At 64.7% G+C, this 4129-nt stretch carries 4 protein-coding genes and 1 pseudogene; all 5 read right to left on the reverse strand.

What is annotated here, in order from left to right; all coding sequences use genetic code 11:
- Positions 1–530, reverse strand: a 530-nt coding sequence (gene tmk, locus ACM62R_RS09220; RefSeq protein WP_415183766.1) for a dTMP kinase, incomplete at its 3' end; no start/stop codon positions are given.
- Between the two features lie 3 nt (positions 531–533).
- Complete coding sequence (locus ACM62R_RS09225; protein WP_415183767.1) at positions 534–1721, reverse strand: D-alanyl-D-alanine carboxypeptidase family protein; 1188 nt, start codon at positions 1719–1721, stop codon at positions 534–536.
- 13 nt (positions 1722–1734) lie between these two features.
- A complete protein-coding gene (locus ACM62R_RS09230; protein ID WP_415183768.1) occupies positions 1735–2604 on the reverse strand; it encodes an SPOR domain-containing protein in 870 nt (289 codons plus the stop codon).
- A gap of 229 nt (positions 2605–2833) precedes the next feature.
- Positions 2834–3802: a phosphotransferase family protein gene (locus ACM62R_RS09235; RefSeq protein WP_415183769.1), complete on the reverse strand. Its 969-nt coding sequence runs from the start codon at positions 3800–3802 to the stop codon at positions 2834–2836.
- Positions 3803–3808: 6 nt separating this feature from the next.
- Positions 3809–4129, reverse strand: a pseudogene (locus ACM62R_RS09240) (acetate kinase); the annotation flags it as partial.

Raw genomic sequence — 4129 nt, forward strand, 5'->3', positions numbered from 1 at the left:
CGGGCGGGAAATTCATCTGCCAGCGCCAGAAAACCGGCGCGCATCCTGACCTGCATCCCAAGCCCGAAATCCTCAAACCGTTCTTCATGGCCGTTGCGGGCGCGGGCGCGGGCCAGCCCCTCAGCGGGGTCGATGTCGATCAGGAAGGTCAGGTCGGGCTCAAGGCCGATCATCATCTGGTGCAGCGCATCGACGGTGGGGCGCAGATCGCCGCGCGTCAGCCCCTGATACATGCGCGTGGAATCTGCAAAACGGTCGCAGATCACCACGCGGTTGGCGGCAAGGGCGGGGGCGATGGTGCGTTCCAGATGGTCGCGGCGGGCGGCGGTGAACAGCAATATCTCAGTTTCGGCGGACCAGCGGTCGGGATTGCCTTCCAGCACCAGCGCGCGGATTTCCTCGGCACCGGGGCTGCCACCGGGTTCGCGGGTGGCGATCACGTCTTGCCCTGATGCGCGCAGATGCGCCGCCAAAAGCTGTGCCTGGGTTGATTTTCCCGACCCGTCAATACCTTCAAAGGTGATGAACATGCCTTAACTGCCCAGTGCTTCCAGCGCGCGTTTTGCAACATGGGCCAGCGCGGTTTTCATATGCACCATGAAGCCGCCTTTCTGCACTGCTGTTTCGGCCAGCAGCGGCACGCGCGTGTCGGGCATGCCGGGAAGGGTGATCACCAGTTGGCCCAGTTCCTGCCCCTCGGCAATCGGCGCGGCGATCGGCCCAGAGAAAGTGGCCTCGCCGGTAACCTCACCCGCGGCAAGCGCGGGCAACAGCAATGACAGATCTTCGCCCACGACCAACCCGACGCTATCCGTGCTGCCCAGCCAGACCGGCGCCTGCGCCAGTTTCGTGCCCTTGGTGGCCACCTGTTTCAAAACAAATTGACGAAACGCCCAGTTCACGATCGCCTCGGCCTCTTGGGCGCGGGCAGCCTCGGATTCCAGACCCGAGATGACAAAGACAATGCGCCGGTTGCCCTGCACCGCTGACCCGACAAGCCCGTAACCGGCCTCGGACGTGTGGCCGGTTTTCAGCCCGTCAGCGCCGATCCCCAGTTTCAGCAGCGGATTGCGGTTATGGCGGTTATCGGGGGCGCGGTTGTCGAACGGGTATTCGGTAATCGAGAAATCCTTGTAAAGTTCGGGAAATTCCTTGATCAGCCGCACCGCGACGATGCCCAGATCATGCATTGACATCCGTTGCCCCGGATCTGGCCACCCCGAGGCGTTGGCAAAGCTGGAATTGTCCATGCCAAGCGCTTTGGCCCGTTCGGTCATCTGATTGGCAAAAGCCGCCTCAGACCCGGCCAGCCCTTCGGCCACCACGACGCAGGCATCATTGCCCGACAGCACGATGATACCCTTGATCAATTCGTCGACCGTGGGTCGGTCGCGCTCATTCAAAAACATCGTCGAGCCGCCCATCGCCTTGGCCTTGGACGAGACCGGGAACCGCGTATCAAGGCTGACGCGGCCATCTTTCAGCGCCTCGAACAGCATGTTCACCGTCATCAGTTTCGACATCGACGCAGGCGGCAGCGCCACATCGGCGTTCTTGTCCAGCAGCACGGTGTCGGTCGTCATGTCATAGACCCAGGCCGCGCGGGCATGGGTTTCAAACGCCCCGGCAGGCAGCGCAGCCAGCAGGCTGGCAAACGCCAGCGCCAGGACCGCGTAAAAAAAGCGGGGGGCTTTGGGGCGGGTCATGGGGGTTGGGGCCATGGGTGTGGGCTCCTCAGTTGGAAACGATATAGGCGTCGGGGTAACCAAGGCCCTTGACCGTGGTCATTTGGGCGTCACGGTCAGTTTCGGCCATGGGGCCTGCAAGAACGCGCCAGAAGGTCTTGCCCTGACTGGTTTCTTTCTTGGCCGACGATGAAATGCCCGCAGCAGAAAGCTGGTCTGCCGCCTCTTTGGCGTTGGCCTCGACGCTGAAAATGCCAATCTGGATATAGAATTGGCCGCTTGCGGCGGGGGTGTTGGCGGGGGCTGCTGCGGCGGGCGGTTTGGGCCTGACGGCAGGTTTTGCCCTTGGCTTGATGCCGGCGGCAACGGGTGCCGCGGCGGTTTTGGTGCCTAGATCGTCAATCGGCTTGGTTTCAATTTTTTCAGGGGCGGGCAGGGCCGGGGCGCCCTTGGTTTGCGGGTCGGCGGCAACGTCCTGTCGGCGCAGCGCCACCACCGAGAGCGCGGCCGGTTGCCCGGCCAGCATTCCCAACGCTGCGGCGGCGTCTGACGAGACCTGGGTTTTTGGCCCCGGATTTTCGCGCTCACGCCGAAACAGCGCGCCGATCACGAATTTGCCGTTGGTGGTGTTGCGGATGATCACGCGTTCAGGGTCTTTGACCGCCGGATGTGCGACCCAGACCCCGCCCAATGAGGGGCGCCCGTCCCAAAGGCCCTGATCACTGACCGAAAAGACCTCGGGTGCCTCGACGTCGCGTTCAACCAGCCGGGTTGCAGAATATGCGGCGCTGCCTTCGGTGCCTTCGGCGGTCGTCTTGCCCTTGAGAAATCCGAAAGGCTGCCCCCCCTCTTCGCACCCCGCAAGCAAAAGCCCGCAGCCAAGCACCAGCACCAACCCTGTGAATCCCTGCCTTGCCATCTTTGCCCCTTTCGCGCGGATTTATCCGCGTCTGACCCCATCCGCCCGTCGCGAGCAGGCCTGCCGCCTTTGCCCCATAACACAGCGAAGCCCCCCGAGGGGCGCTTTGCACTGATTTGAGCGAACTCTAGCCGTTCTGCTTGGCCAAGAAAAGCGCGGGCGCAGTATGCGGGCGGTTTTTGGCGTGGGGCGGGCGTCAGTTTTGCGTGAGCCGGCGCTGCGGATGCGGTCAGGGGTGCAGCAACGCCTGCCCGGTTTCGGCCAGCGCAATCAGACAGGCCAACCGGCGCCGCCGTGCGGGCCCACTGGCGGGTTGGGTGCCAAGCTTGGCCCAGGCGTTAAGTGCTGCGAACTTTTGAAAGAAGGCGCAGACCGCAGGGGCAGCCGCTGGCGCGCCGTATCCGGCGTGAAACCCGGCCATCGCGGGCGCAAAATCCGCCGGGTCGGGGCAGGGGCCGGGCCAGTGGATCAGCGCATCGTTCAGCAAAAAGGCACTGTCACGCAGGGCCTCGTCTTCGGCGTCGTTCTCAAAGTCGAACCCGAAGGTCTGACCGCTACGCCGCTGGATCAGATTGCGCAGGTGAAAGTCGCGGTGGGTGATGGCGCGAGTGTTGGGCTGGCCGTGGCTTGCCTTGGCAAGCGCGTGAAGCGCGGGGATCTGCGCCTCAAGGCGGGTAAACTCGGGGATGGTGCGTTGCCCCGCGCGGTGTGCGGCCACGCCTTTGAGCAGCCAGTTCAGATGCGGGGCAGGTGAAAACGGCGCTGCCCGCGCGCTCAGCGTGTGATAGGCGCGCAGCCAGCGCCCGGCGGCGTGCAGCAGGGGGGCGCCGTCGGCAGGGGTCGCCAGCCCCGCCCAAAGCTGCGACAGGGTTTTGCCGCCCGCATCCTCATAGATCGCGGCGGCGAGGGTATCGCCCAGCCACATCGGGCGCGGCACGCGCAGATCAGTGCCGTTCATCGCCGCGCTGGCCACGCTTTGGCGGGCAAATTCGCGCGTCAGTTTTGCACGGCCTTCGGGGGTGGCGGGCAGCAGTTTGACGATCAGGCTTTCGCGGGCCTGATCCCCTGCCGCGCCCAAGGGTTTGGCCCGTGCGACCGCGCTGCCATTTCCCCCGTCGCGGACGGCAAGCCAGTGCAGCGCAAAGCGCAAGCCAGGGCGAAACGTTCGCAGCGCCTTGGTGGCCCGAGCATGGGGCATGCGGCGTTATCCGACCGGCCGGGGGGCCAGCAGGGCCAGGCTGTGCCGGGCGATCACCATTTCCTCATCTGTCGGGATGATCAGCGCCTGCGGCGTGGCGGCCCCAAGGCTGATGATCCGCTCATGGCGTTGGTTTGCAGCCCTGTCCAGCGTCATCCCAAGCCACCCCAACCCCGCCAGCACATCGGCGCGCACCCGGACAGAGTGTTCGCCAATACCGCCGGTAAAGACGATCGCATCAAGCCCGCCCAGATCGGCGGCCATCGCGCCGATTTCATGGCGGATGCGGGTGGTGAAATAACGGATCGCCTGATCCGCCGCAGGGGT

It is taken from the genome of Phaeovulum sp., from assembly GCF_047638075.1.
Lineage (GTDB): Bacteria > Pseudomonadota > Alphaproteobacteria > Rhodobacterales > Rhodobacteraceae > UBA6197.

Coding starts and splice junctions, on each gene's coding strand:
- ACM62R_RS09225 (WP_415183767.1), bottom strand. CDS start 1,721: ATGGCCCCAACCCCCATGACCCGCCCCAAAGCCCCCCGCTTTTTTTAC.
- ACM62R_RS09230 (WP_415183768.1), bottom strand. CDS start 2,604: ATGGCAAGGCAGGGATTCACAGGGTTGGTGCTGGTGCTTGGCTGCGGG.
- ACM62R_RS09235 (WP_415183769.1), bottom strand. CDS start 3,802: ATGCCCCATGCTCGGGCCACCAAGGCGCTGCGAACGTTTCGCCCTGGC.